This window comes from Chitinophaga filiformis (assembly GCF_900102545.1).
Lineage (GTDB): Bacteria > Bacteroidota > Bacteroidia > Chitinophagales > Chitinophagaceae > Chitinophaga > Chitinophaga filiformis.
In genome coordinates, this window is sequence record NZ_FNBN01000007.1 from 160,837 (window position 1) to 186,184 (window position 25,348).

Below are 25,348 nucleotides of genomic sequence, written 5' to 3' on the forward strand. Positions count from 1 at the left end.
AATATTCTGTAGATTGCATGAATACCTCCTTTTCTTTAGTGAGTTATGAAATTACGCATTTTATCAGAAATAAGCTGTCCATGTTTGTCAATTTTAGTGATAACTTTCGTGTGATTTTATGATACGGATTGAAACCTATATCGCGCAACACCTGACCCATCTGGTCAAAAACTGCTGGTACCTCGAAGTCCCTGCACACCTGTCGCAGCCCTACTACGAAGATATCCTGCCAGACGGGCATCACGAGATCATCTTCCATCTACCCCCGTATACAGGCAAACGAAAATTCAGTGACACAGAATGGATCGAAGAGCCTGCTGCATTTATCGCCGGACAAACACTCACCAGCTACACACTGGAACTCATGCCCGGCGCGCGTTTATATGGTATTCGTTTCTATCCGCATACACTGGCTGCCTTTCTAAAAATGCCGGTTCCTGATCCACTTTCAGGCATCACACCTTTGAGTGATATCCTTCCCGCCGGCAATTTTATGGATTGTATCACAGATCATCCACAGACGACTTTCCGCCACTTCGAAAGACTACTCACGGGTATGATCGCCGGACTACAACCGCCCTCCGGTACCTACGACTATGTACATGCCGCAGTACGCGAAATAATGTTGCACAAGGGAAATATTTCTGTAGATCAATTGCTGCACCGCACCGGCGTATCCGCAAAATATCTCGACTCCCTGTTTAAAAAGCAGGTGGGATTAACGCCTAAAGCTGTCAGTAATATCATTCGCTTCAATCACTTCGTTTCCTGGCAAAAGGCGCATCCGGAAGAAAACTATACCGCTGGTGGCTATGAAACGGGCTATTACGATCAATCTCACCTGATCCGCACATTCCGGCAGTATACCCAACAATCTCCTAAAGCATATTTCAACAGCGAGACCTGGATCAATAACGTTTTTGTCAACATCTGACAGTTCACTTCCATAGCAATACCCGGATCGATGACGTTTTTGTCAACATCTGACAGTTCACTTCCATAACAATACCCGGATCGATGACGTTTTTGTCAACACCTGACAGTTCACTTCCATAGCAATACCCGGATCGATGACGTTTTTGTCAACATCTGACAGCTTACATCCTTAGCAATACCCGCATCAATGACATTTTTATCAACATCTTTCAATTCACTTTTTTACAATTTCCGCCTGTGCCATAGCAGTAGTTTTGTGTCAAAAACATGAAACCATTGCTGATAACGATGCTGCTGCTTTCTTCCATAGCATCAGCACAGGAAAAGAATGTGGCGCAATTTGTAATATGGGAACCTAAAGCAGGACAGGCGCAAACTTTCGAAACCGGCTACCAGCAACATCTGCAATGGCATGCAACCAACAACGATCCCTGGGACTGGTACGGCTGGTACTTCATATCCGGTCCTCGCAGCGGACAGTTTATGGACGCCACTGTAGATCATACCTGGCAGGATTTTGATACCCCGCTGAAGCCTGCAGAAGATGGTGCGGACAACAAGCTGCACGTCTATCCCTTTGCAGATCTCCGGGCTGTCATGAAGCTGCAAAAGGTAATCAGCTGTGGTAACAATACAGGACTACAATCACGCTTACTACGCATGATAACTTTATCTGTCACCAACACTAAGGATGCCATTACGATCACCGGAAAATTAAAAGAGCAACTACATAGCTCCTGCCTGTATCTTTACAAAATAGTAGATGGAGGTGATCTTAATCAGCTGATATTATTGCTAGGCTATACCACTTACAATGAATTCGGCAAAGATGCCGATTTTCCGGAAATGCTTGAACAACCTGACAAGCAAATGCCCGAAAATGTCATTCAGCATATCACATCTGAAACCCTGGTATTCAAAAGGGAAATGAGTCGCCTGCATTAACGCCGGCTTTCTGCAGGTTGGCTACTGCCACAACAACCGGAAGCAAACCTATGTTTATCCGAACTTCGATCTGCATGAGCATTCAGTCCAGCCTGACAACACTACTAGTACTAATTTGTCAGTGCTATAACTACTTATACAGCCCTGCTATCGTCTCCAGGTAGTTCTCAATGGGCATGGAATTACGCATGGCCATCAGCTGCCTGCCCTGTGCTCCCACCAATGTCCTGAACTGCTGACTCTTACCCGTTGCCAGATCATAGATCACATCAACAATCGTCTGCGGATCATCCAGCAATGAAGGATCTACATTTGCCATCATTGACTTCACCTTATTGGTGATGTCATCATAATCACGGATCTCCGGATTTTCATTCCATAGAATACGGCTCCTGAAATTATTCCCGGATGATCCACCCTGCTCTACCAGGCGCAGCTCAATATTCAATGGTTTCAGCTCATAATAAAGCCCTTCTGTCAGCCCTTCCAGCGCAAACTTGGACATATTGTACAATGACCCCACTGGCACTGCCGTTGTGACACCCATAAAGGAGCTGATATTGATGAACATCCCTCCCTTGTTTTCCCGGAAGTGAGGCAATACGCCACGGATGACGTTAATTGGCCCACGTACATTCGTATTAAACTGCCAGTCTATCACCGATTCATCTGCAGCCTCTAATGCACCATAACTTCCCACACCGGCATTGTTCACTACCACATCTATCTTTCCGAATGCAGCAACCGCATCTCTGACAGCTACCTGCACCTGATCAACATCAGTCACATCCAACTTAAAAATGCGGATATTCTCATACTGCATCAGTTCTGTCTCCTTCTCCGGCGTACGCATAGTAGCCGCTACATTCCATCCCTGTCCTGCAAAATACTTTGCGCTTAATTTCCCTAAACCATCGCTGGTCCCTGTAATAAATACTGTTTTCTTCATGATCTGCTCATTGAATTGTTAATATAACGGAACTTTTGTTCCGCAAATATATAATTAACGGAACAAAAGTTCCTAATAATATTTTCTATTCCGGAATTATAATTCCGTTTTTGTATCTTTGTATAATAACAGTATCATAATGGCAAGGACAAAACAATTCGACGAAGAGGTAATGCTGAACAACGCCATGTTGTTTTTCTGGCATAAAGGATACAATGGCACTTCTCCCCAGGAAATACTGGATGAACTGAAACTGAGCCGTTCCAGTCTCTATGACACCTATGGCGATAAAAGAAGTCTCTTTATCAGCGCCCTGAAACGCTACAGGAGCAGTGTCACTGTAGAGATCATCGAATTCCTGGCATCAGCTGAAAATATTCCCGAAGCACTAAAAACGCTGTTTCAGCGCACAAAGGCGCAATGTTTCGTAGGAGAAGAAAAGAGAGGTTGCTTCATGGTCAACTCCAAAGTAGAACTTGCTCCTCACGACGAGGAAGTAGCGGCTATCGTAAAAGAGAACAGGGAGGCGTTGGAAAATGCTTTCACGGCAGCTATTAAAAGAGGGCAGGAAAAGGGGCAGCTGTCTAAAGATAATCCTCCCCGCTCGCTTGCAAGATTTATTATGAATAATCTCTGGGGCTTGAGTGTACATTCCAAATCAGGCGCTGACAAAAAAGTATTTGACGATATTATCAGAATAACGTTGTCTGTGATAAAATAATCATTGTCTTATACATTAAGTAGCTTCGCTTTCAGCACAGAACGTCTGTCTATGGGACATCGTGCTGCAACCAACTCCCGAATACCGGCCCCACATATCTCATCATAAAGACAGCGGAAGTAGCAGGCGGTACTGAAACCCAAAACTACTTAGCGTAAAACGAAGCCAGAACAATCTAAACGCCAACACTACTTCGCATAAAATAAAAAGAGGTTGTACCAAAAGCAATTTGATACAACCTCTCATATAAACATCAACTGTTTATAATCAATAATCCGTAGACATCGTCAACTCCTCCTGTTCCTTAAAAGCATTCTTCAATAACTCCAGCTTCGCCAATCCCCTCGCATATGCATCAGACCCCAACAAAAGATACACCGGCGGCTTCTGCTCATTCACAATAGCGATCAGCGCATTCGCCGCCTTCTCCGGACTCCCGACCTGCGTACCATCCATATTCTTATATCGCTCATGAGAATTCCGGATAGCTGTATACTCCGGAATAGGCTCTTTCGCAATCACCAGCGATTCCTCCGTAAGAAAACTGGTCCTGAACGCCCCCGGTGCTACTACTGTCACTTTAATACCAAACTCCTTCACATCTTCCGCCAGCACCTCAGACAATCCAATCACCGCGTGCTTCGCCGCACCATATACTGCCCATCCGGTAGCCGGCGCAATACCCGCAATAGAAGAGATGTTAATGATATGCCCTGAGCGCTGTGCCCTAAGGTACGGCATTGCCTTACGGATCACATTCAGCGTACCGAAAACATTCACATCAAAGCTATCCCGCGTCTCATCATCGCTCAGCTCTTCGATGCTTCCGCCAATGCCATAGCCAGCATTATTCACCACCACGTCAATCCTGTCAAATGTGGCAATTGTTTTATCTACAGCGTCAGCAACGCTTGCTTCTTGCGTTAAATCTGTCTCTAAGGGAAGAAATTGTTCAGACTCAATACCTATAGCATTGATCAGATCTGCCTTTTTCCTGGAAGTAGCAGCCACCAGCTGACCCGTTGCCAGTAATTGCTTCACCAGACTAAGCCCCAGTCCTTTCGATGCACCTGTTACAAACCATACTTTTTTGTCGCTCATCGTTCGTGATTTTAATGATACAAAACTACTACAGGTAGTATCACCAGGTCTTATACCAATCAAAGCAATGATTACAAAATTCAAACAGTCCTAAAAGAAGAAGGAGTGACGCTGGTCTGCTTCTTGAAAAAGTTGTTAAAATGGGCAGGTTCCTCGAACCCCAGGCAATAACTGATCTCTGAAATATTCCAGTCGGTATGTTTCAGCAAGGCTTTCGCTTCACCCACCAGCCTTTCCGCGATATGCTCGGTAGTCGTTTTGCCCGTAGTTTCCTTGATAGCGCGGTTCAGATGGTTCACATGCACTGACAGGTGGTCAGCGAAGTCCTTGGCGGATCGCAGGGTAAAGCGTTGGGAAGTGGACTCTATAGGGAATTGCCGCTCCAGCAGCTCTGTAAATACAGACGTGATCCTCGATTTGGCATCCGGATGCTTATATAAGGTCTCCATAGGCGCCATTTTCAGCGCGTAATGGATAATTTCGGTCACATAGTTCATCAGCAGGTCATACTTATATTTATAGTCCGACCCGATCTCATCCAGCATCTTCGTAAAGATCTGACTCACATGCTCGTCCTGCTCTTTGGTGAGCAGATAGGACGGCTTCCCTCCCGGCGAAAACATCGGCAGTTCGTTGATGTTCCCCCTCATCCGCTCAGTGAAGAATCCCTCCTTAAATATGCAGAAAAAGCCTGTTCGCTCTTCCGACAATGGCTCGAAGGTATAGGGCACATGTGGATTGAAGAACATCAAGGCAGTACCGTCAAGTTCAATACTTTTGTCTGCGTAGTGGTACAGGGTTTTCCCGCGGACCAGGTTAATCTTGTAAAAGTCACGGCGACTATACCTGAATGCGTTAGGGTTGGTATTAGCCGCCTTCAGGCTGTCTTCCAGCCTGAATACATTGAAATGCCCGATATCCTGCTGCAGATTTTCGGGTAACCAGTTAAACTTCTGCTGATAGAACTCCTCCAGTGTTTGTGTTGTTGCCATACCGCGAAGTTACAAAATTCAAACAAATTACTCGTACCGGGTGATGGTAACCGGCCCGGTCAACCCCGAAACCTGTACCGGCCAGCCAGCCGCATTGAAAGGAGTATAGTTAATGTTCACAAAATTGATCTCATGATATCGCCGCCATTGTACCTGGTGCTGATCCATATACCTGATCCTGTTCGCCATCAGGTTGGCCACTTCTATCCGGATCTCATTGCTGCCAGCCTTCAGATATTGACCGATCCTGGCCCTGAAAGGGATTGCCCAGAGAATACCTGCATCCTGCCCGTTCACCCATACATGGGCACTCTCATGCACCTGCCCGATATCCAATACATATTCCCCTGTCTTCTTTTCGGGCAGAGTAAATGTGGTGGTATATACCCCCGATCCGCAGTAAGCATTGGCAGCCGTATCTTCCAGCGCGGTCCAGGGCATCAGTTTATCCAGCCGACGTGCAGCCGGTATAAAAGGTCCCCCATTGGTAAAGGTCAGTTGCCAGCTACCGGATAATGTGATGGGCGCCTCCGGCGTTTCCAGGTATTTCCAGTCGGGTAGCCCCTGCTCCTGTACGCCTGCGTCTGTATGAACGATCATCGCTTCTCCGGGTAATAATTGCAGTTTAACAACGGTCCGCCCCCCGTCCTGCCTGTGCTGCGCGACACCCGTCCTGCCGGTTTGCGGGTCCAGCAGTATCACCGCACCTTCAGCTTTATTCAATGGCAGATACTCATCTATCTTTTGTGGCGTATGATTTACGATATAGTACCAGGTCGTATTTTTATCTTTTCTGCGGATAAATTTCAGGCCCTTCCCCGTCAGCGTCTCACCCAGCACTCCTGTCCCTATCAATGCGCTTTTAACGTCGTCGCAAAGCATTAGTGATCCTTTTCCATACTTCATAAACTGTATCCCATATCCATAACGCTTAAACTGCAATGAGTCCAAGATGGTCTTCAGGGCTTTTCTGCGTTTATCCAGCGATGTAAGTCCAGGTACGTCTTCCGGCAGGGATTCCATCATAACAATGGCGCCCTCGCGCGCCAGCCGCATAATGTGCTGCATCGTAGTTACCGGCATCAGTCTGGTCTTTGGGATCACCACTACTTTATACGTGGATCGTTTCATGTCTGCACTGTCCTTCCCGATATGCGCAACGACCTTGGCTAATTGCCGGTCCGAAGCAAAGTCCAGGGAATATCCCGCCTGTTGCAGTGCCTTCACCTGCTTATAGAATGCAGTAGGATGCAACCATTCATCAATGGAATGCACCATCAGGGGCATATCATGGCCCTTCGCCCGATGCCAGGTATCGTATACCGGCCAGTATACCAGCAGCTCATTGTCTGGGAAGCCTGACTGCAACACTGACTGCACACGGGTAATGTATTCATTCAGTCCCGGCAGATGCGGCCAGAAACTATTTGTCGGTACAAAATTCACAGACGCATAAAACAACCATCCCGGCCAGGGCACCTCCGGCGGAGAAAAAGTATTGCCATGATAGAACACGTGGTTTACACCTGCCAGAAAAGCCTGTTCTACCTCCGGCTTGCATTGCGACAACGAGGTCTTGAAATGCTCCGTCAGCCAGGTAAAAGTCTCACACGATATTAAAGGACGCCCTTCCAGATGGCCCGCAGAGGAAGCGAACTTCAGCATCACCGGATCAGGGTCCACATTACGGATATCCGCACTGTCCCGGCGTAAACCGGGAATCGGAAAATAGGTCGAGCCATAGGTTTCACATTCGGGAATATCTACCGCCGCATAAAGGTCCAGCAGATTGGCCGGTGATCCGTGCGCCTGGTTCTTCGACAAGCTCTTATAACCATGCGCCCACTTTGTCCAGGGACGGGTAAAATTCTCCAGCAGCAATTCAGACATTGTCTCGCGATAATCGGACTTCACCCTCGCCACCAGGTCTGTACTGTCATTGCTTGCCAGCTCCCGCAGATACTTCGACAGATCATACCCTCTCTTCTGCTTAAATGCAGTCAGGAATGCAGGCGTCCAGTCTGCATTATATACCTCATAACTATCATTGTAAAAAGACCGCACTCCCGGCGCCTTGTACTTAAACGCCGTATCAAAACGATGCAGGTAAACCTGCAGCCCTTTGGCCGATAAATGGTCAAGCGTATATCCTTCCGCGCCCGGCGCCGCACGCTTCACCTGCTGTAAGGTCCTGCCATCAAAGAGGGCATAGAGTTCCCATTCACCGCTGGCGGGCGACCAATGTAAACGTCCATCTTTACCTACCTTATCCATCAGCGAAATAATCTGATTACCGCTGTAAGCCGTCAGCGCCTGCAATGCTGCCCCCTTCTGTTTTTCATCGTTTACACGTATCGGTTGTGTGAGTGATTTTCCGCCGGAGAGATGGTATTGTTGTATGATAGTCTTAGAAGCGGCATAAGCCTTTGTGATCTGCGGACCGCCAAAGGGCCAGCCTGTACCGGTAGTTAGGTCAACTCCCATCTGCCGCTCCCCTGCCGAAGCCACTGTATATCGTAGTAATTCCGTCCAGCGTGGTGAAAGAAAACTAACATATTGCGGCTCATAACCCATCGCCCCGTAAATAGGCGCAATCTCTACACCACCAAAACCAGCCTGCTGCAATACATCCAATGAAGAAGCCAGGTTCTTTTCATTCACAGCACTGCCGATCCACCACCAGCGGGTCCATGGTTTTGTTTCTTTCTTCACTGCTGGCCAGGGTCCCTGCTGTGCATTTACAGGCCATACAAACAATAAGGAAAGGCCCGTTAATAGCAGCCAGCTGTTTCGTAGGATTACAGTTTTCATAACGTCATTTATTGTTCTACCGCCGACCAGTCAAATTCCGGATGTTCGGCTTGCGTCTTTGATTGTAGCATCAACCTGGAAAGTTCTTTTACCCTCCGGGGATATCTGGCTGCCAGATCGTGTACTTCGCCAATATCCGCCGACAAATGGTACAGCTCAAAGCGGGCAGGCATTCCCTGGCGTTTAAAGCGGATCAGTTTCCAGTCGCCCTTCAGCACTGCTTCCTGCAATCCTCCTTCATTGAACTGCCAGTAAAAGTGATCATGCCGTCGTCCGGGCGTATTTCCATTCAATGCTTTGCTGTAAGATAATCCATCTATTCCGGATAAAGTAGTGGAATGTGTAAGATCGGTCAGCGTAGGTAATACATCCCAGAAAGCCCATTGAATATTGCTAACCTGTCCGGCAGACACTTTACCCGGCGCCCTGACGAGCATAGGCACCCGTATTCCTCCTTCATACAGATCACGCTTGATACCTCTCAACGGACCATTACTGTTAAAATACTCCGGATCAGCCCCTCCTTCTTTATGAGGACCATTATCGCTGGTAAAAAAGATATAGGTATTGTCATCAAGCCCCAGCTGTTTTACCAGGGCCGCAATCTCCCCGACATTCCGGTCCAGCTTTGCAATCATAGCCGCCAGGGCCGCATGCGGCTGCGATTGACTGCGATACGTACCGCCATTTCGCTCATACGGCGTTTCCGGCCCTGATTTACTACTGCCATCAGCGTTCAGAAATGCCTGCATATCAGCAAGAGGTGGCGCCAGCTCGGCATGAGGTAAGGTAAAAGGAAGATAGAGGAAGAAAGGCCGGTCCTTATTATCCCTGATAAAAGAAACCGCATGCGCCATGATCTCATCCTGCGTGTATACGGTCGTGTCATGCTCCACCCTGCTCATCCTGCCATTCTTCACTTCAAACAGGTAATTACTGTAATAGTTATGTGCATGTTGCTGATTCAGATATCCGAAGAATTCATCAAAACCTTTTACCTCCGGAGATCCGGTAGTACCTTCTTCTCCCAAACCCCACTTTCCAAACATACCCGTACGGTAGCCATTCTGTTGCAGCAGCTGAGCCAGTGTACTGTCCTGCGTCCGCAATGGCAAACGACTGTTACCGCGGATATAAGCATGCCCCATATGCTTCCCTGTTAGCAAGGCACAACGCGATGGAGCACATACGGTATTACCTGAATAGAAATCAGTAAACCGGATCCCCTCCTTTCCCAGATTGTCAATGTTAGGTGTTTTGACAGGACTCGCAGGATTATAACAACTAAGGTTTCCATATCCCAGATCATCCGCTATAATAAAAATAATATTGGGCTTGCGGGTCTGCCCTTCAGCCATTATACCCGCCAGCATAGCGCTACCTGTCAGGATTGCCATCCAGATTTTATTACTCATAAAATGTATTGATCAACTTAAATAGATTGACGTAACAACACTAAATTTATAAAAACCTACTAAATTAATAGAGTAATAAATTATAAAATAAAAAGAGGTTATATCAATTGATACAACCTCCTTTACATTGCTATAATAACTATCAACTATTCCATCACCTTAAAAGTAGCAGCAGTCTGCTCAAATACGCCGAAATATTTACCTGCCTCACCAGCTTTTGTTATACCTGTAATACCATAAGCAATCCCATTCTTCGGCACGATATACAATACAGCTGCTATGTCTTTACCTCCCTGCACAGCCGTATATTTCAGCCATTTCGAAGCAATACCGTTAATATCCTTGTCACCTTTATCTGCTACCGTAAATTTCTCCAGGTATTTTTCCATAGAGCTCACCGTCTTGTCAAAATATGTCTGCAGAGATTCACTACCCATGTTCTCTGACACCACGTTTATATTCGCCCGGAAATCATTTACCTCTTCCGGCGCCAGTATTATTGTCGTCTTAACGCCATTCAGCGTCGTATCTATCCGCTTCCATTCCTTCGGCCCCTCAATAGTGAATTTACCCGCGCCTGCGTTCATGTTTGGCGCTGCCTGCTCCAATATTTCCTTTGCGGTTTTCGGAGCATTATTGCCATTCTTACAAGCCGAAAACAATAATACCCCGGCAACGGTTAATAATGAAAAGTACTTCATAAATTCATGTTTATTAATCCATAAAGATAAGTGCATTTATTTAAACTGAGTCTATCTGCCACAAGTGTCCCAGCCACCCTTACAATTCCTGTTTACAGATTATTACCCATTTTCTATATTTAATACGTGATTTTCATATTAATTATATTATTTTCAGCCTAATCTTATTGTCACTACCTTGTCAGTTATGTGATACGAATATTCAAACAGATAGCATTTTTATGGTCAGATACTACGCAATATTCAGAGATGGAAGTCATAGCCCATTACACAGTCTTGAATCAATATCCATTTTACCCGAGTACTCCTACATTCTCATGACAACAGATACCTATAAGCCCAATGGTTATGTTGAATCTACTATCTATCAGTTTGTAAATGCCAAAGGAGAACTGGAACTGCTCAGGATCGGCAACTGGGAACTGCTGTATATCAGTCCCTGGACATTCAACTCTGACGGACTTCGCTACTGCCTGTACAATCATCTTACAAAAACCGCGCACGAATTTCATGGTGAAGAAACCGGGCTCACATTTTTTAAGCATGATCTCTTCCCTAAACTGCGTGAACTTTCTATTATTCCCGATTACCACCAGTACCTGCTGAGTGAAAAAGTAGACCTGCTGGAAGAGGAACTCACCGAATTAAGAAGACGCCTTTATGAGGTGGAAAAAGTACTGAAAAGATAATACCTGCCTCCTGTTCGCCTGACTATGCCAAATAGCGTTCCAGAGAGGCACGGCCGGCATCCCATACTGAAACCGAAGCTGCTTAGCGAATAAAGAGGTTATATCAACTGGAAAATCATAACCTTACATAAGTCCACTTATGGCTTTTTTGCCTGGTACTGACTACAACGCCATTATGTAATTCTTTCGTAGTGGTCATTACGGTAGTTGGATAGTAATCATTATCGTAAGTGAATATGTTGGAGATCTCCTCGCTATCACTGCCGGAAGTGGTGGTGGCAGTCAGCACATTCTCCGTAGAAAGTGCATCTGCGGGTTCGTCCATTTGCAAGTAAAACAATATAGGTTGCCGTGCTACATAGTTATACTTTTTGTCGTAGGTATATACTGTTATGGTGGTGTCTTTTGTTTCCCTGCCATCCCTCATAGGAATACTATACTTTTTGGCGATATCCCAGAAGTTGTTCCATTCGAGCACATTTTTCTGAATCAAACCGATCTTACCGCTTGCGTCAGTGATCGCAGCAACATAAATGGTGGATATAAGCTCTGATGGATTATATACCAGACTGTCATACCTGCTGTATTTATCAATGCCATATTCATAAGAATATACTTTGAGCACTTTACCTGCCCTATTGTATTCGAAAGTCCTGAACTTATGAGTGATATCATTTTTAGATAAGCCGGACAGGACAGCCGTAAGCCTGTCATTTTCATATACCGGTTTGAGAAAAGACGCAAAATTATCTGCCTTTTCATGCTGTTCGAAAAGAATTAGTCTCCCGATTGAATCATAGCTAAGCGCACTACTGTCAGTATCTGTAACGTCGGTCACTAGTCGTTTTTCAGGATCTGCAAAGGGATCCTCCTTCCCCGGTTCACATGCCGTAAACAACAATCCAAATGTCAGTAAACTAAGAAGCAATCCTTTCATAGGTTAATATTTTAACTGATTTAAATAAAGGCTGATGGGTTATAGGTTTATTTTTTGCTACAAATGTTACCAGGCGTTGTTATTAGAACGTGGTACCTTCCAAAATGTTACAATCGGCTCCCATTCATCACATAAGTGCTTTAACAGCATAAAAAGCCATAACTTGCCATATCAGAATCATCAGGCATATGGCTAGATCAGCAGAAGAAATCATCATTATAGGCGCAGGCGCCGCCGGACTTATGGCCGCAAGGGAATTATCCGGAGAATACAAAGTAACCGTACTGGAAGCCGAGGAAAATATTGGCGGACGTATAATGACCATCTCCTGGAAAGGGACCAAAGAAGCAGAAGCCGGCGCCGAATTCGTACACGGTGAGCTCCCCCTTACATTAGGATTATTAAAGGAAGCAGGCCTCGGATATCATCTGATAAGCGGACAGATGTTCCAGGTCGACAACGGGAAATGGACAGCACAGCATGAAATGATTCCCAACTGGGATGAACTGCTGGAACAAATGGGAAAAATCCCTGCCGACATGACCATGCAGGATTTTCTCGACCAGTATTACCCCTCCAAACAACATCCTGACCTGAGAAGGAGTATCCAGGGATTCGTACAGGGATTCGACCTCGCAGATATTACAAAAGTGAGTGTAAAATACCTCTATAACGAGTGGGCAAACGAAAGTGAAAAAAACTTCAGGATAGAAAAGGGTTATGGGGCCATGATCGACTTCCTGGCGGAAGAATGCCGCAAACAGCAGTGCAACATCGTCACCAACGCAGCTGTTACAGCTGTTGAATGGTCTGCCGGCAAAGTACAGGTACAAACCTCCGATGGTGCAACCTGGTCAGCAGATAAACTGCTTGTTACAATTCCCCTTGGCGTGCTGCAAAAGGATACGATTTCCTTCTCACCAGCCATTCCTGAGTACATTAAAGCCGCCAATGACATCGGCTGGGGAACCGTCATCAAAGTAATACTACACTTCAAAACACCGTTCTGGGAAAAACATGCACAGCAGATGGCCTTCCTCTTAGGGAAAACGCCCATCCCGACCTGGTGGACACAATACCCTGATAAGACAAATGTCCTCACCGGCTGGCTGGGAGGCCCTCCATCCGCTGCCTACATCACACAATCAGACAAAGAACTGCTGGCGCTGGCTTTCGAATCTCTGGCTACGCTCTGCAATGAGACAGTAGACACGATGTGGGAGCAATTTAGCAATGGGCATGTCTTCAACTGGGATACCATTCCCCATGTTCAAGGAGGCTACAGCTATGGCACGCCTGCATCAACAACAGCGCAGACATTGCTGAATACGCCCATTGAAAACACTATATACTTCGCCGGTGAAGCCCTCTACAATGGCACAAGCCCCGGCACTGTAGAAGCAGCACTTGTCACCGGCAAAACCGCTGCAGAAAAAATAAAAGGCTAGCTTATTAAATGATTAAATGAAACGAGGTTGTATCAAATCAAAAGTAATTTGGCACAACCTCGTTTCACTTAATAAGCCAGCCGCCTAACCAGTAACAGGAGCGCTCAAGTAGCACGCGGTTTCAGATGGGAATGTCGGGCCTTCGGCTCTTTGGGCATACGATTGACAATGCCCAATAGATATTATAAGCCCATACGCTTGATAATTTCTACCAGCGATCAAATCCCCCGAGAGGCGCCGACCGACATCCCATACTGAAACCGAAGCTACTTAGCGCCAAACGAAACCAGAACAAAACAAATGCTGACCAACATCCAACAGGAAACCTAAGCTACTTAGCGCAAAACGAAACCGATGCTACTTTGCGTACTACAACCGCGGATCCACCGGCTCACTCTCCAACGCCAGCAAGCCAAACACACATTGATGCACTTTCCTCAACGGCTCTTTCGCCACAAAGTGCTCTATCGCCTGCACACCCAACGCAAACTCTTTCAGCGCCAGCGCCCTTTTAGCACCCAGCCCTCTCTGCTTTAACCGGGTCAGATGTTCTTCCAGCGTATATTCCGGACCGTAAATAATTCGCAGATATTCCCTGCCCCTGATCTTGATAGCCGGCTGCAACAATCCGCGCTCTCCTCTTTCTATGAAAGAAAGGGACTTCACCACCATTCCTTCCCCTCCTTTCGCCGTCAGCGCTTCCCACCAGCTGATAGCATCCTCCACACCGGCTGCATCTTCCAGGTCCACCACTCTCCAGCTGGTAGGCACCAGCGGATTTCCTTCTCCTCCGCAGTAACGGCCCAGCTGTTCCATATGCCAGGCGTGATCCTTATCGAAATAAGTCTTCCCTTCTGTAGCCAACAGGTGAAATGGCGCCAGCTTATAATCACTCAGGGACTTTACCTCCCAGCAATACTGCCGGTAAGCATCCGTAAACTGATGACACATCTCCGCACGCGCTTCGTAATTCTTCAGCAAAGACGCTATTGCAGGATTATCTGCTCCTGCAGTCAACGCTGCGATCGTTTCTGTCATAGCATTTACAGCAGCAGCACCCGTAGCAGCATATTGATGTTGCAGCAATGCCTGCGCTTTCGCATTCCAGGGCATTAATTCACTATCCAGGCATACCCAATCCGTTTCCATCTCCTCCCAGAAGTTACGCTCGGTCAAGGCGGCATGCACCATTGCCAGGAAAGCCTGTTCGGTCTCCTTATCATTGAAAAACGCTCTGCCGGTACGTGTATAACAAGTCCCTATACTATCTTCTTCAATACCGAAACGACGCTTAACCACCTCACTATCCTTACACACAATCACTACTGCCCTGGAGCCCATATGCTTCTCTTCGCAGATCACCTGTCTGATCCCATTCTTACTGTAGTAGCTGAACGCACCCGCAGGATGCTCCAGGTAATCAGGCAGCGTACTTGTTTCTGAAGGAGACATCGTTGGCGGCAGATAGATCAGCCATTTCGGATGAATACTGAACCGGCTCATAGATTCCAGCGCCGCAGCAGTATACTCTTCCCTGATAGTCACCAGGTTCAGCAAACGCGTAGAGATCAGCTGTTTACCCATCAGATCCTCTATATCCAGCACATCATCCTGTTCATGTTGCAGGTTATTGCCTTCTCCGGGTATCCGCAAAGGCCGTGTAGGTTCCACATAAGTAGCCAGTGCGGGTACGCTGTGCAACTCCCTTTCGGGGTAACGCAACGCTGTCAGCTTACCGCCAAACACACAACCCGTATCTATATCGATCGTATTATTAAACCATTGAGGCTCATATACAGGCGTATGCCCATATACTACCATGGCCTTCCCCCTGTAATTGGCTGCCCAGTTATACCTTACCGGCATCCCAAATTCATCCGTCTCTCCCGTCGTCTCACCGTACATACAGAATTCACGTACAGCACCGGACGCCCGGCCCTGCATTTCTTCCTTCAATCCCGCATGCGCTACCACCAGCTTACCGTTGTCCAGCACATAGTGACTGATCAACCCATCCAGAAAGAGCTTCAAGCTTTCCCTGAAAGCGGCATCCTCTCCTTCCAGCTGTGCTACTGACTTTTCCAGACCATGTACCAACTGTACGTTCTTTCCCTGCAGGAACTTCAGTAACTTATTATCATGATTACCCGGCACACACAGAGCAACGCCATCATTCACTGCATTCATCACCAGCTTGTATACCGCAGGTGTCGCCGGACCTCTATCCGCCAGATCACCCAGGAATACCAGTTTCCTGCCATTGTTCACCTGTACCTTATAGCCAGCTGCATCCACAGTATGGCCCAGTAAGGTCAGCAGATTACACAGCTCCTCATAGCAACCATGTACATCGCCGATAATATCGAACGGCCCCTCTTCGCCATGCCGCTTATTCCACAACGGTTCCCTTTCTATCGCAGTAACTGCAGCCACCTGCTCGGGGCCGCGCAACTCAAATATCTTCCTGAAACCCTCCTCCCGCAGCTTGCTGATATTTCTTCTCAACAGGTTGATATGGGATATCACCACATGCGGTGCGAGGTTCCTGTCTGTTCGCTCCTGGTTCCTTTCCAGGCAAACCTTTTCAGGCATATTCAACACAATGGCAGCGGGCAGCACATGATATTCCCTGGCCAGCGCCACCAGCTTTTTCCTGTCCTCTGAACGGACATTCGTAGCATCTACTACTGTAAGCAATCCACGTTTCAGTCGCTTACCGACTATATAATGCAACAGGTCGAATGCATCATCAGACGCATCCAGGTGGTTCTCGTCATTACTCACGATCTCCCGGCATGTATCACTACTTATCACTTCCGCCTTGTTAAACCATTGCCTGGCAAAAGTGCTCTTGCCAGATCCACTCGCGCCTACCATCACCACAAGTGACAACTCCGGCATCTGTATCTTCATAAAATTCATTTAATATTATCTGATAAATATCGGTGCACTACTTTGTAAGTGCCTCTGTCTGCATTAATGTTCCTCGCCAAAGGCTTTACAACATATCTGCACATTACTTTGTAAACACCACCATCTTTGTGAATGCTCATATTTCCTCCACAGGGCTTTACAACTCATCTGCACACTACCTTGTAAATACCACCACCATCTGTGTGGATGCTCATACTTCCTCCACAGGGCTTTACAACTCATCTGCACACTACCTTGTAAACACCGCCATCTGTGTAGGCGCTCCTACTTCCGCAACTTCTTCTCCCAGGGACTTTATAACATAAACATATCCATAGGCGGCCCTTATCTTGTCGCACCATTCCTGAAACTCAGCACGCGTCCATTCGAACCGGTGATCGCTATGTCGCATCTGTGCGGTATCTTCAGTGAAAGTCACATTCCATTCCTTATTAGGCGTAGTCACTACCACCTTTCCCGGCATCGCATATCCAAATACACACTTCTCCAGCGCTTTCAGTCTGTCAGGATCAAGGTGTTCTATCACCTCCACCAATGCTGCCGCTTCAAATCCCTCAATCCTCCTATCCCGGTAAGTAAGTGATCCCTGTATCAGCCGTATTCTTTTCCGCTGATTGTCCGGCAAACGGTCAATCTTCAATCGCCTGTTGGCTATTTCCAGTCGCTGGGACGCTACATCCATTCCCGTTATATGCGTCAGCTGCTGATGAGGCATTAAAAGCTTCAGCAGCTTCCCTTCACCACATCCCAGGTCCACAACAGATTTCACAGGAGTGCTAAGCAATTCATCACAGACCTGCTGTAAACGGATCTCATGCAAGCGGGGTTTTACCTTCTCTGTAACAGTATCCTGCGACAGCAATTCCTCCGGCATATCATCCTTCATCATCACTGCCATTGCATCATTCGCCAGGGACGACTGATGACGCAGATAACGCCGTGTGATCAACTCCCGTTCCGGATGGGATTCCAGCCATCCCTTCCCCTTCGCCAGCAATTTCTCAATTTCCTCCCTGTTCACCCAGTAATGTTTGTCATTATCCAGCACCGGGATCAGTATAAAAAGATGTGATAACAAAGTCTTCAGGGTGATTGTCTGCGTCAGTGTAACGGTAAAATAGCGGCTGTTGCCCCACTCCGGGAATTGCGTATCCAGCGGATGTTGCGTGGCGGTAACCATATATCCCAGCGGATCAAACATCCTGTGTAATACCGTCTCCCCTCCGCTTACCGGCAATACGGATAGCTTCACTTCCAGTGGTAATGGTACATCCACCAGCTCCGGCTTGTCTTTACACTTACCGTTTATCGCCGAACTGAATGCTTTTACAATAGCAGTACTCATAAGGGACGATGCCACATAGGGTCTGTCATTCACATACTGCTCAAGCGCAAACTGGTTGCCGCTGGTTCTTACAAGTCCCACAGGATCAATATCCAGCACCAGCGCACAGGTACATTCCTGTTCATTGGCCACAGGATAAAATATATGCGCCTTCCCCTTTCCAAACTCTACCTCCTGTACCTTTGCGGGATGTTTATGCAACAAATATCCCAGGTCCGTAGCAGGTGTATGTCTCGTCGTAATAGTCAGTAACATTCTTTATAAAAATTGATAGGGCAAAAGTCAGCATGGTCTGCGAAATCTTTTTGCGCAGGTACGAAAAACGTTTAAAAATAAATTTTAAGTCTTTGAAAGTCAGCCCCCGGAAGGGTCAAAGTGTTTGTAGCGCGAAGGGCAATGCCGTCGCAGCCCCTCACAACCCATACCTCCTGATCAGCCAATACGCCAACACCGCCAATAATCCTGTCAGCAACGCATGCAACCATCCCCACTTATGCAGAAAATCCGGCTTCCCCGGCTCCAATTCATGATGATCGTGATGATGATGATCATGATCATCTTCGAGGCGCCCGTAATACATCTCAACCTCCCAGTAAACCTCTCTCAAATCTAACTCTGACAATACTTTCTCCTCTTCGATATAATACTTTGTCCCCACCAGCAGGTGTTCCTCATGCTGTTCTATCAATTCTTCTATTCCCGCCAATAACTGTTCTCCTTCTTCTTCCGTTAGCTGGTCCCCTTCCAGGAACCTAACCAATAATGTTTTTAAGACCTGTAATTCCATGCAGCCAATTTATAAACATATAACCGTAAACAAAAACGGGAATGCATGATAAGTTCACCCGGCTTTGCTGCTTGCAGATCTGGCAATACATAGTAACTTTAACCTGAAAACTCAAAGGGTATGCAATACAGACAAATACCCCCGCCGGAATACCTGAAAGATTATATCAGGTTTTTCTGGGTAATGGAAAGCAATGATACAGACATCTCAGCCGCCTCCTTCAGGACCATTGCCGACGGCTGCCCCGGACTTATTTTCCAGCACCAGGATAAAGGCATTTTATTTCAGAACGATAAACAACTGCCCGGTACTATTCTCTACGGACAAGCCACCACGCACGCCGAACTGCGGATAAACGGCCTATTCAATACAATAGGCATTTTCTTTTACCCGCATGCACTGAAATCCATCTTCGGACTAAACGCTGACGAACTAACCGATACCTGTATTGACCTCGACGGAATGGCCGATAAACAGGGCTTTCGTCTTTCCGAACAATTATCCAATCTCTCTTCCAGCCAGGCGCAGATAGATACCCTCTGCTCTTATCTGCTGGCACAGATCAATAGCAATATTAAAAATACAGATAAGGCCATGCAACATGTGCTGAATCGTATTAAACAAGCCAACGGCAATATCTCTGTAAAAGAACTAAGAGAAGAATTACAATTATCAGAAAGAAGTTTTGAACGCAGGTTCAAACAACATATCGGTATCACCCCAAAACTGTTCACCCGTATCTCCCGCTTTCAGGCGTCCATGGATCTGCTCAGGCAAAGCGACTATAACAAACTATCTGATATCGCCTTTGAAAATGAATACGCAGATCAATCCCACTTCATCAGAGCCTTCAAGGAATTTGCAGGCTTCTCTCCTTTCCAGTTTCAGAAAAGATCCAAAGAGCTCATAGAAAACTTATCTATTCTCACAAAATAACCCGCTGCCGGTTTCGTTCTATTTTTCGCTGTGCAGACATTATAGCTTTGGATTAACAAAAACGAACTATAATGAAACTCATCGTCTTCGGCGCTACAGGCGCAACCGGCAAACGTATAGTGGAACAGGCCCTTGAACAGGGACACCTCGTTACAGCATTCGTCCGCGATCCCTCAAAACTGGGCCTTATGCATTCCAATCTCACCATTGCAAAAGGTGATATCATGGATCTTGCTTCCGTCATCCCTGCTATACAGGGACAGGAAGCCGTACTTTGTGCCATCGGCGCTCCTGCCAACAAAACCGGCAACATCAGGTCTGAAGGTACCAAAAACATCATCCAGGCAATGAAAGCAACTGGCGTCAAACGCCTTATCTGCCAGACGTCCATGGGCTACGGCGACAGCAAAAAGTTCCTTGACCAGACACCCTTCATCTTCAAACACATCATCGTGCCTTTCATTTTAAAGAAAGCCTTCGCAGATCACGCCCTGCAGGAAGAATATATCAAACAAAGTCAGCTGGACTGGATCATTGCACGTCCCGCCAATCTTACTGATGAGGCCTACACAGGCGTCTACAAACAGGGGTTTCCGCTAACAGAGAAAAAGCTGAAAATGAAGATCTCAAGAGCCGATGTAGCCGACTTCATGCTGAAGCAGCTGACCACCAATACCTATCTCCGGAAAACACCCGGCTTATCCTATTAAAGCGACAATCTACGCTCCCGCTTGCCTGATCCATGGCATAGTTTTTACGCCCACTTTCATACACCGTAAAATTCAGGATATGAAAGCAATTGAAATCCATTCCTTCGGCGGCCCGGAAGTACTGCAACTGGAAGAGATCCCTGTTCCACAGATCGCTGCGGATGAAGCCCTGGTAAGGGTTTATGCAAGTGGTGTAAATCCGGTTGACTACAAACTAAGAGCAGGAGGAGCCGAACGCCCACTTCCCTTTATTCCGGGATGGGACCTTTCCGGCGTCATTGAAGAAACAGGCGCAGACGTCCACAATTTCAAAAAGGGAGATGCCGTCTACACAAGACCCGATGTAAAACGCGATGGCACTTATGCAGAATACGTTGCTGTAAAGGCGAGTGAGCTGGCCTATAAACCAGCCTCTGTAGATCATGTAACAGCCGCAGCCATTCCCCTGGCAGGCTTAACCGCATGGCAGTGCCTGTTTGAACACGGACAACTGGAAGCGGGTCAGAAAGTATTGATACATGCTGCCTCCGGCGGAGTAGGTACCTTTGCCGTGCAGTTTGCCAAATGGAAAGGCGCTTATGTAATGGCCACCGCTTCCGAAAGTAATCATGACTTCCTGAAGCAATTAGGCGCCGATGAAGTCATAGATTATCATACCCCCGGCTATGAGAACACAATAACCAGTGTTAATCTCGTAATCGATACTATTGGCGGCGACTCCCAAAAACGCTCACTTACATTTATAATGCCCGGAGGCATACTGGTCACTACGCTCAAGCCGGAAAACAAAGATGCATTTGAAGAAAAAGGCGTGCGCCTGATAAGCATGTATACGCAGGCCAGGCCGGAAGATCTGAACGCTATCGCAAAACTGGTAGATGAAGGAATAGTCAGGCCGGTCATAGCAAAAGTATTACCGCTGGCACAGGCAGCTAAAGCGCAGGAAATGGTTGAAGGGCACCATGTTCGTGGAAAGATCGTGTTGAAAGTGCACGAAGAATAACGACAAACCGAAAAAAGGGAGTGTTTCAACAGTTAGTTGAGACACTCCCTTTTTTATTTCATCTAGTTTGAATGCTTCAGGGAATCGGAAATCTACAAATTTCACTGCCGCACATCCGGCATTGCATCAAGCTCCTCGATACTCTTTTCCCTAAAGGATTGTATCAGGTCAACCGCCTCCTGCATGACCTGTTTTAAGGCTCGCAGGTCAGTCCTGACAAAAACTCTGTAAATCATTTTGAACTCATTTCTTCCCCATTCAGCTATGTCTACACGAAAGCCATACTCCGGATTATATATATCCTCAAAATGCCCAAACCAGCTAATATCCAAACCGAATATCATTCCCCTGAAGTGAAATTCCACATTACCTACATCCTGACTAAGAAAAAACCATTGCTCTTCGAGCGGCAGGTCTTCCTCCAGTGGAAAATCACTATATATCTTGCCGTCAAATATTTCAATCCCAAAGTATTTCATAGGTAAATCTTTGCAGCACCTGCACTAAATACAACGCTTATCAAATCAGAAAATAATCTCCTCACCAACCTCCAGTTCATACGCAGTTTTCCCTCTCTGAAAGATTCTCGCCGATACGCTTCCTTCCAGTGTAATCCTCGAAGCCCTCACCCTGATCCAACTGCCTTCACGCAATCCTACTACTGTTAAATCCTGTTGCTCCTGGAATTCCCGTATCCTCGTTTCCCTGGTTTCGCCCATGTGCGGCAAATCCGGAATAGGATCGAGATAATGCGGGTTCAGGTTAAAAGGTACCAGTCCCATTGTCTGGAAACTGGGCGGATAAACAATCGGCATATCATTCGTCGTCTGCATGTTCACACCACCGATATTACTTCCGGCGCTGGTGCCCAGATAAGGTTTTCCTTTTTCTACTTCCCAGCGTAGTACATCCATTAATTCAAGTTCATGCAGTTGTTTCACCAGTAAGAAAGTATTCCCACCACCCGTGAAAAATCCGGCGCCGTTCCTGATAGCTTCCGCAGGATCATCAAACGTATGCAATCCCCGTACTTTGAGTCCTGCGACTGCGAATACCGCAGCCACCTTTTGGGTATATTCATCATGTGAGATCCCTCCGGGACGGGCATAAGGAATGAAGATCACTTCAGGAGCACCGGCAAAAAGTTCTCTGATCACCGGCAGCAGATAAGATAAGTAGGTTTCTCCGTGTAAGGTGGATGTACTGGCTAAGACAACATTTTTCATAACCTGCAATATAAAAAGATAACCGGTAACCATCGGCTACCGGTTATACTTTCTTTTCCAATACATTGTTTAGTGATACGTGCTGAAAGCATACAATACCACTGCCCATTATAGTGAACGCTGTGCTTAGAACGCCTCTCCCAAATTTATATTAAACGTGCTGCCATACTTACTGATCCCATAATCAAAGGCGATATTAGTACCTGACTTCTTATTGAACTTCACTCTCAAGCCAGTACCCACAGCAGGATGCAAGCCTGTAAACTTGTAATTATCCGGCTGCGTCACTGTATTCGCATTCGCAAATACCACAAATCCCAGCAACCCATTCTTCGTGATATCCCTCCTGTACTCCACTTCCATATCTATCAGTCCTTTTCCCCTGAACCGGTTCTGATCTATGCCCCTGCCGCTTCGAGTATTGGGATCCCAGCCGATACTCGGCAGATCCAGGTAAGGCGTCTTACCAGTCAGCGTTGTCCAATAAAATCCCCAGAAAGCCAGTACATTCTGCTGCCTTTCATCACCGAAGTGAATGTATTTCCTGTAATCCAGGTACAACGATTCCCAGTTGTCGTCACTACCCAGGAACGTCGGATTGATCCTGAAAACGGCGTTAAAATAATGCCCTGCCTGTGGGTTGATGGAGTTCTGCCTGGAATCCTTCAGAAGGTTGACAGAGATCCCCGAAGACACTGTCTGCCCCTTATCTGTTCCATACTTATAACTCACGAATTTCGATAAGGGCAGGCTGTCATTATCCCGGATGCCGATATTGGAATGCCAGTCCAGATGGTAACCCAGCCCCACCAGCCATTTAGGCCTTACCCTACGGTAAAAGGTCTCATAAAACCGGAAATAATTGTTCCCCAGTAACTGCTTCTGCTCATCGGGTACGCCATTGCCCATTCCCCAGGTATACTGCGGATTGATAATAAAGCGCATATCCCCCACCATATTGTACTTATTACCCTCCAGCCATATATTGGACCGCAGGGCAAAAGAAAAGCGTCCTTTGAAGGAAAAAGACGGGGTAAACGACACGTTCGACAGATTAGTTGTCCTCCGTGGTCCCAGGTAAAAGGCCGCATTCGTAGAAGTGATGAGCGCTACACCACCACCTGGGATGGAGGATGGCGCCGGTAACAATGAATAATAGATCCTTCGCCTGCCCACTTTTTTAGGTGGTTTCGGCTTATAATGGATGGCACCCTTGAGCAGGTCTATTACGTCCCTGCGGGGTACAGTATCCTCATCCGGGTCATCATCCCTACGCTGCGCTATCAGGCAGCAGGGAAGGGCTAAAAACAGTGATATTATCAGCGTAAATTTATTCATCAGTGTCCGCAATCTGGTTCTAACATAACTACTTATTATAGTCTAAATATTATGCCAGCAGATGCGCCCTGCGGACTGGCACGGCGATCCTACCCCCATACCGGATTGGGAAACGCGCTCAATCCTACATACAAACAACAAAGGGCCGGCCGGATGGCGGGGAAAACTATCCCCTGAATATATGCACAAAGTATGCACACCTGTCCGGATACCCTAAACTTTCCTTATATTAATACATTCATAATCAATGACAATGAGTAAACAAAACAGTATTATTCCCCTTAGTGGCAAACTGAGAGATATGGTAGGCTACTACAGGAGAAACAAAAAAGGAAAGAAAGAATGGTGGTGGCGCCGGGCTCCGCAAAATGTACAGCAGACTGCCCCTACCAAAAGAGCCGCTACCGACTTTGGTACTGCCAGCAGATGCAGTCGCCTGGTCCGCCATGCCCTGCGCCCATGGCTACGATACTATGGTTACCACTTTGATCATAACCGGCTTAACAAAGCTTTTATCAATATCATAAAAGCAGACACAGATCACAACACCGGATTCAAAGTCCTCACCCATCATAACATGCAATCCCTCCGCGGATTTAACTTTAACAGCGATAAAACAATACATGAATTCTTAACCAGCCCTCCACTTATCACCAGTGGCCAGGACAACACGACAACCATCCTGCTGCCCGGTATTCATCTCAGTAATACTAAAACGAACAAAGGCATTACACATGTCACTGTAAAAGCCATTGCACTTCCATTTGATCACAGACAAGACGCCATCACCCCTGTAGCCAGTGAGACAATCACTATCAAACGCAAGGACATACATCAGGCTATCACATTAACGCTTCCTGCCAGCAAAGAGCAAACCATTATCCTACTTGAGATACAATGCGGCTATGAAATAAACAATACCATAGAAATATCTGCAAATAAACAAACTGCTGCCATGGATGTCATCGCAGTTCTACCTGCAGTAAAACCTAAAAAGATCCGCAGAATATTCAGGAATAAAACGCCTCAGTTATACATCATCCCTCCTTGCTGTCAACCAGTAAAGAACCATCAACTCAGCCAAACTACTTCCCTATATCCGCTAAAGGAATAACCACGCCCCCATCCCGCAATTGAATAAATAGCAGTTCTTTTATCTGACGGTACAACGCCGCTTACATCCTCATGTCCGGCAACAAATATTTTGACGTTTACGCACCATTTCCAGACATGCAACATGCCTTGCCAATGCCTGCCAATCCCAAACAATCCCAAACACTAACATCATTACACCGAAAAACCCCACTATTGTAGTACGAAGGATGATACTGTGCAGATGGCTTTACCTCGAAGTAACAGTGAAGCTGCAGTGGAGTTGAGGTGGACTTACAGAAATGCTTGATAATTTCTACCAGCGATCAAAT

At 46.6% G+C, this 25,348-nt stretch carries 22 protein-coding genes; 9 read left to right on the top strand and 13 right to left on the bottom strand.

Annotated features, from left to right (window positions below):
* The first annotated feature begins 118 nt into the window (after window positions 1–118).
* Together BLR32_RS24975 and BLR32_RS24980 are read left to right on the top strand one after the other, a co-directional pair.
* Entirely contained in the window at window positions 119–934 is an 816-nt protein-coding gene (locus BLR32_RS24975) for a DUF6597 domain-containing transcriptional factor (protein WP_089835733.1), read from the top strand.
* Window positions 935–1,203: 269 nt separating this feature from the next.
* Window positions 1,204–1,881, top strand: a complete 678-nt coding sequence (locus BLR32_RS24980) for a hypothetical protein (protein WP_089835735.1) — start codon at window positions 1,204–1,206, stop codon at window positions 1,879–1,881.
* A gap of 130 nt (window positions 1,882–2,011) precedes the next feature.
* Here the strand turns inward: BLR32_RS24980 and BLR32_RS24985 are convergent, their stop codons facing one another.
* Window positions 2,012–2,830: an SDR family oxidoreductase gene (locus tag BLR32_RS24985; RefSeq protein WP_089835737.1), complete on the bottom strand. Its 819-nt coding sequence runs from the start codon at window positions 2,828–2,830 to the stop codon at window positions 2,012–2,014.
* 139 nt (window positions 2,831–2,969) lie between these two features.
* Here BLR32_RS24985 and BLR32_RS24990 point away from each other — a divergent pair, with 139 nt between their 5' ends.
* Window positions 2,970–3,551: a TetR/AcrR family transcriptional regulator gene (locus BLR32_RS24990; RefSeq protein WP_089835739.1), complete on the top strand. Its 582-nt coding sequence runs from the start codon at window positions 2,970–2,972 to the stop codon at window positions 3,549–3,551.
* A gap of 267 nt (window positions 3,552–3,818) precedes the next feature.
* Here the strand turns inward: BLR32_RS24990 and BLR32_RS24995 are convergent, their stop codons facing one another.
* From BLR32_RS24995 to BLR32_RS25015, 5 genes are all read right to left on the bottom strand, one after another.
* Entirely contained in the window at window positions 3,819–4,652 is an 834-nt protein-coding gene (locus BLR32_RS24995; RefSeq protein ID WP_089835741.1) for an SDR family NAD(P)-dependent oxidoreductase, read from the bottom strand.
* A gap of 80 nt (window positions 4,653–4,732) precedes the next feature.
* Complete coding sequence (locus BLR32_RS25000) at window positions 4,733–5,644, bottom strand: helix-turn-helix domain-containing protein (protein ID WP_089835743.1); 912 nt, start codon at window positions 5,642–5,644, stop codon at window positions 4,733–4,735.
* Between the two features lie 27 nt (window positions 5,645–5,671).
* Window positions 5,672–8,455, bottom strand: a complete 2,784-nt coding sequence (locus BLR32_RS25005) for a glycosyl hydrolase (protein ID WP_089835744.1) — start codon at window positions 8,453–8,455, stop codon at window positions 5,672–5,674.
* Window positions 8,456–8,463: 8 nt separating this feature from the next.
* Window positions 8,464–9,870 carry an arylsulfatase gene (locus BLR32_RS25010; RefSeq protein WP_245705517.1) on the bottom strand — a complete coding sequence of 469 codons (1,407 nt, stop codon included), beginning with the start codon at window positions 9,868–9,870 and terminating at the stop codon, window positions 8,464–8,466.
* Window positions 9,871–10,016: 146 nt separating this feature from the next.
* A complete protein-coding gene (locus tag BLR32_RS25015; RefSeq protein ID WP_089835746.1) occupies window positions 10,017–10,571 on the bottom strand; it encodes a hypothetical protein in 555 nt (184 codons plus the stop codon).
* Between the two features lie 221 nt (window positions 10,572–10,792).
* On the opposite strand from BLR32_RS25015, the gene BLR32_RS25020 reads away from it, so the two are divergent.
* Window positions 10,793–11,260 carry a hypothetical protein gene (locus BLR32_RS25020; RefSeq protein WP_143011577.1) on the top strand — a complete coding sequence of 156 codons (468 nt, stop codon included), beginning with the start codon at window positions 10,793–10,795 and terminating at the stop codon, window positions 11,258–11,260.
* 115 nt (window positions 11,261–11,375) lie between these two features.
* Here BLR32_RS25020 and BLR32_RS25025 read toward each other — a convergent pair whose 3' ends face one another.
* A complete protein-coding gene (locus tag BLR32_RS25025) occupies window positions 11,376–12,197 on the bottom strand; it encodes a hypothetical protein (protein WP_089835750.1) in 822 nt (273 codons plus the stop codon).
* Between the two features lie 188 nt (window positions 12,198–12,385).
* Between BLR32_RS25025 and BLR32_RS25030 the strand changes: the two genes are divergently transcribed.
* Complete coding sequence (locus BLR32_RS25030) at window positions 12,386–13,645, top strand: flavin monoamine oxidase family protein (protein WP_089835752.1); 1,260 nt, start codon at window positions 12,386–12,388, stop codon at window positions 13,643–13,645.
* A gap of 369 nt (window positions 13,646–14,014) precedes the next feature.
* On the opposite strand, the gene BLR32_RS25035 is transcribed toward BLR32_RS25030, so the two are convergent.
* From BLR32_RS25035 to BLR32_RS25045, 3 genes are all read right to left on the bottom strand, one after another.
* Window positions 14,015–16,558 carry a polynucleotide kinase-phosphatase gene (locus BLR32_RS25035; RefSeq protein WP_089836097.1) on the bottom strand — a complete coding sequence of 848 codons (2,544 nt, stop codon included), beginning with the start codon at window positions 16,556–16,558 and terminating at the stop codon, window positions 14,015–14,017.
* Window positions 16,559–16,808: 250 nt separating this feature from the next.
* Window positions 16,809–18,179 carry a 3' terminal RNA ribose 2'-O-methyltransferase Hen1 gene (locus tag BLR32_RS25040; protein ID WP_089835754.1) on the bottom strand — a complete coding sequence of 457 codons (1,371 nt, stop codon included), beginning with the start codon at window positions 18,177–18,179 and terminating at the stop codon, window positions 16,809–16,811.
* Between the two features lie 157 nt (window positions 18,180–18,336).
* Complete coding sequence (locus BLR32_RS25045; RefSeq protein ID WP_089835757.1) at window positions 18,337–18,711, bottom strand: hypothetical protein; 375 nt, start codon at window positions 18,709–18,711, stop codon at window positions 18,337–18,339.
* A 120-nt stretch (window positions 18,712–18,831) separates the two neighbouring features.
* Here BLR32_RS25045 and BLR32_RS25050 point away from each other — a divergent pair, with 120 nt between their 5' ends.
* The 3 genes from BLR32_RS25050 (at window position 18,832) to BLR32_RS25060 (ending at window position 21,360) form a co-directional block, all read left to right on the top strand.
* The gene (locus tag BLR32_RS25050) at window positions 18,832–19,647 is read left to right on the top strand and encodes a helix-turn-helix transcriptional regulator (RefSeq protein ID WP_089835759.1); all 816 of its coding nucleotides are present in this window, start codon (window positions 18,832–18,834) and stop codon (window positions 19,645–19,647) included.
* Between the two features lie 71 nt (window positions 19,648–19,718).
* Window positions 19,719–20,357 carry an NAD(P)-dependent oxidoreductase gene (locus BLR32_RS25055; protein WP_089835761.1) on the top strand — a complete coding sequence of 213 codons (639 nt, stop codon included), beginning with the start codon at window positions 19,719–19,721 and terminating at the stop codon, window positions 20,355–20,357.
* A 79-nt stretch (window positions 20,358–20,436) separates the two neighbouring features.
* A complete protein-coding gene (locus BLR32_RS25060; protein ID WP_089835763.1) occupies window positions 20,437–21,360 on the top strand; it encodes an NADP-dependent oxidoreductase in 924 nt (307 codons plus the stop codon).
* 101 nt (window positions 21,361–21,461) lie between these two features.
* On the opposite strand, the gene BLR32_RS25065 is transcribed toward BLR32_RS25060, so the two are convergent.
* The 3 genes from BLR32_RS25065 to BLR32_RS25075 form a co-directional block, all read right to left on the bottom strand.
* Window positions 21,462–21,839, bottom strand: a complete 378-nt coding sequence (locus BLR32_RS25065) for a hypothetical protein (protein WP_089835765.1) — start codon at window positions 21,837–21,839, stop codon at window positions 21,462–21,464.
* 45 nt (window positions 21,840–21,884) lie between these two features.
* Window positions 21,885–22,586: a dipeptidase PepE gene (gene pepE, locus BLR32_RS25070; protein WP_089835767.1), complete on the bottom strand. Its 702-nt coding sequence runs from the start codon at window positions 22,584–22,586 to the stop codon at window positions 21,885–21,887.
* A 126-nt stretch (window positions 22,587–22,712) separates the two neighbouring features.
* A complete protein-coding gene (locus tag BLR32_RS25075) occupies window positions 22,713–23,924 on the bottom strand; it encodes a BamA/TamA family outer membrane protein (RefSeq protein ID WP_089835769.1) in 1,212 nt (403 codons plus the stop codon).
* Between the two features lie 253 nt (window positions 23,925–24,177).
* Between BLR32_RS25075 and BLR32_RS25080 the strand changes: the two genes are divergently transcribed.
* On the top strand, window positions 24,178–25,038 hold the full coding sequence (locus BLR32_RS25080) for a hypothetical protein (RefSeq protein ID WP_089835771.1): 861 nt from the start codon (window positions 24,178–24,180) through the stop codon (window positions 25,036–25,038).
* The last annotated feature ends 310 nt before the right edge of the window (window positions 25,039–25,348 follow it).